The organism is Bartonella gabonensis (assembly GCF_903679515.1).
Lineage (GTDB): Bacteria > Pseudomonadota > Alphaproteobacteria > Rhizobiales > Rhizobiaceae > Bartonella > Bartonella gabonensis.
On sequence record NZ_CAHOYM010000073.1, the window covers coordinates 1 to 3,128 of the forward strand.

At 37.1% G+C, this 3,128-nt stretch carries 4 protein-coding genes and 1 pseudogene; 4 read left to right on the forward strand and 1 reads right to left on the reverse strand.

Annotation, left to right across the window (positions count from 1 at the left end; all coding sequences use genetic code 11):
- Positions 1 to 406: 406 nt before the first annotated feature.
- Positions 407 to 933: pseudogene (locus HWX04_RS07925) on the reverse strand (DnaB-like helicase C-terminal domain-containing protein); the annotation flags it as partial.
- A 661-nt stretch (positions 934 to 1,594) separates the two neighbouring features.
- On the opposite strand from HWX04_RS07925, the gene HWX04_RS07930 reads away from it, so the two are divergent.
- The 4 genes from HWX04_RS07930 to HWX04_RS07945 all read left to right on the forward strand — a co-directional run.
- On the forward strand, positions 1,595 to 1,834 hold the full coding sequence (locus HWX04_RS07930; RefSeq protein ID WP_175869586.1) for a hypothetical protein: 240 nt from the start codon (positions 1,595 to 1,597) through the stop codon (positions 1,832 to 1,834).
- A complete protein-coding gene (locus HWX04_RS07935) occupies positions 1,812 to 1,949 on the forward strand; it encodes a hypothetical protein (RefSeq protein WP_175869587.1) in 138 nt (45 codons plus the stop codon). The genes HWX04_RS07930 and HWX04_RS07935 overlap by 23 nt, the downstream gene beginning before the upstream one ends.
- 52 nt (positions 1,950 to 2,001) lie before the next feature.
- Entirely contained in the window at positions 2,002 to 2,349 is a 348-nt protein-coding gene (locus HWX04_RS07940; RefSeq protein WP_175869588.1) for a hypothetical protein, read from the forward strand.
- 5 nt (positions 2,350 to 2,354) lie between these two features.
- A partial coding sequence (locus HWX04_RS07945) for a right-handed parallel beta-helix repeat-containing protein (protein WP_439330031.1) occupies positions 2,355 to 3,128 on the forward strand: 774 nt, incomplete at its 3' end.

A 3,128-nucleotide genomic window follows, 5' to 3' on the forward strand; every position in this document is an offset into this window, starting at 1 on the left:
GGCTCTTAAGTCTCGCTTGGCAGAGGCGATCCCTTCTTGCAGATGATTCACAAAACAGACAACAAGAGAAACATCCATGATCGCATCTTATCCTAACATTTGGCTTTCATATTCTTGTTGTTTCAAGCGCACTAACTCTTCCCGATAGGCAATCACTTCCAGCAAATCCATCTGATTGATCTCTAAAGCTGACCAGTGGTAATAAAGGGCTAGTTCGGCTCCAAATTGTCTGGCATAGGGGTGTAGTTTGATACTAGGTTTTGTACCAATTTATTTTGTTTCAAATGATTTTTAAGGGGTTCTCAAAGGGGCTTTAAAGACCTTTCAAAGTATATTTTAAGATTCGTCATTTTTTATGAGAATCTATGGGATTTTTCTTCTCAATCATCAGATCATTATTTTAAGCTCAAGCGAATTTCTCTGGAAAGTTGTCGTTATCCGTTAGGTCACTAAAGCATGTAAAGTCAGATTGGAAAGCCAGAGGACGATTCCTGTTGGCCCATGGCGTTGTTTGGCTATGATACCCTCAGCTTTGCCCTTAACTTGTTCCATTGCTTCTTTCCATTTGTGATATTCAGCACAGCCTTCTTTTGGTTCTTCATTTTTGAGATAATATTCTTCACGATAAACAAACAACACAATATCGGCATCTTGCTCGATTGAACCTGATTCACGTAAATCGGAGAATTGTGGACGTTTATCTGTTCTATTTTCAACTTGTCGTGATAATTGTGAAAGCGCAATGATGGGAATATTGAGTTCCTTTGCAAGTGCTTTAAGCTCCATGGTAATGGCTGTAATCTTTTGAACGCGGTTTTCGGAAAAACGCTTTGAACCACTTGTCATGAGTTGAATATAATCAATCACCCAAACATCTAGACCATGTTGTCGTTTAAGACGCCTTGCACGAGCAGCTAATTGAGCAAGGGATACAGCACTCTTTTTGCAACAAATTTCGATTTTTGCTATTTTTTACCACCTTTTTCGATTTTTAAGTATCAAAATCCATTTTGAAAAAACGCGCATTGAATGGTAAAAAAACAGTCATAAAAACAATAAATTACGACGTATTCTATCTCATCTGACTTTTCTCACTCACGACAACAGAGAATGTCAAACGATACGTAAAAAGGTTTATCCTTTATTGAATTTAAAATGCTAGAATGTCTTCCCCTTCAGAAAATATACAACCTTAAAAACACTCTCTTTTCTAGTGTCTTTTCTATTCATGATATTTCTTTAAGCATAAACCAATGGATATTGGCATCAATAAAAATCTCATAAATACAACTATTAGCACTTTATAATATTAACCATAAAACGAAAAATTACTTTTTAAATATAATGAAAAATACGTTATAAAGTAAACTTAAATATTACGTATTTAAACATAAAAACTATAAGTTTGATAAGACAACTATTTACTTTGACAAAAATAAAAAAATAAATTACCAAAGCTATGAATTAACAAAAAGCAATATCTATTTTCTTTTCTTCTTTTGAAGACTGCGGGGAAATGAATATTGAGGGCTTTAAAAGGAGAGTACAGGTATATAAAAAATCCCCTCTGTCATCTATGGCGACAGCAGCTATTATGCTGTGTAATGTTCAACTTCATGTACATGCTGAATCTCTTGAAGCTTCTGGAAAAGAACAAGAGGTCATCGGAGGAACTGGAAAAGCCTATGAAATTATTCACGCAAAAGAAGGTGGAAAAGTCACTGGCGAAAATTTGACAGTCACCGAAAATAAAGACACAAACTCAAGCTCAAACACAAACGTCTACGTTATAACCACTGAAAGCAAAGGCTGTGCACAAAGGCTGTGCAATTGAATTAACGGGCAATAAGACAACCATTAAAGAAGCGGATTCTGACATCCGTTTGGGTCTTGAAGCAAAAGATGAAGCTACACTTCAAATGACAGGGGGGAATTATTACGGTTTCTGACACGGGCGTTCAATTCTTAAACAGTAAGAGCAAAGAAAACAAATTAGACACTGTGACGATATCAAGTGGTAAAGACGATGCACCACTACACGCTGGAATAAAAACTGAAAACAGTACTATCACTTTAGAAAATATAAAAGTGACACAAGAAAATAATGCCGTAGTTGCAAATAATAACTCTACAATAACGATCTCTGGAGGATCATTTAAAACGCAAATGGTAACATTAGGCGCTCTTAATAGCAGCACCATTACTTTAAACAACAACGTTCAAATTACATCTGAAAACACCAGACTTTATGCAAAAGATAGTGGGGCGATCAGCATGACGGGGGAATCATTAAAGCTTCAGAGGGTGGTGCTAGCTTTGAAGGCAGTAACAGCGATAACAACAAACTAAACGGTGTGAAGATCTCAAATAATAAAGAGGGTGCACTACTAAAAAAAGGAGTATCTGCAAATAAAAGTACAGTTGCTTTAACAAATGTAACTGTCTCTCAAGCAATAAACGCCGTAGTTGCAGATAATGAGTTTACAACAACAATCTCTGGAGGATCATTTAAGGCTCAAAAGGTAACAATAGGTGCACAAAATAGTGGTACCATTATTTTAGAAAATGCCCAAATTACATCATCTGAAAACACTGAGCTTTATGCAAAAGATGGTGGCGCAATCAGCATGATGGGGGGAACCATTAAAGCTGTCTATAATGGAGCTGGCTTTGAAAACAGTAACAGCGATAAAAACAAGCTGGAAAATGTGACCATTTCAAGTAATAAAGACGGTGTGCTCCTAAAAGCAGGAGTATCTGCAGATAAAAGTACAGTCGCGTTAAAAGATATAACTGTCTCTGAAGCAGAAAGCGCCGTAGTTACAGATAATGAGTCTACAGTAACAATCTCTGGAGGATCATTTGATTCAAGCTATGCAGCAATATGTGCTCAAAATGGCAGCAGCATCATCTTAACCGATAATACTCAAATTACATCCCATGATGAAGGAGGCCTCTATGCAGAAGGTGCAGGATCCAAGATCACAATGACAACAGGAAACGTGACAGGAAAATCTACAGCCTTAGAAGCAGACAGAGGTGAGCATATTACGGTCACAAATGTTACTCTAAAAGCAACCAACGATGGCAGCGGCGTAGCTGCTGGTGCAGCTACCTCTGGCTCTAAC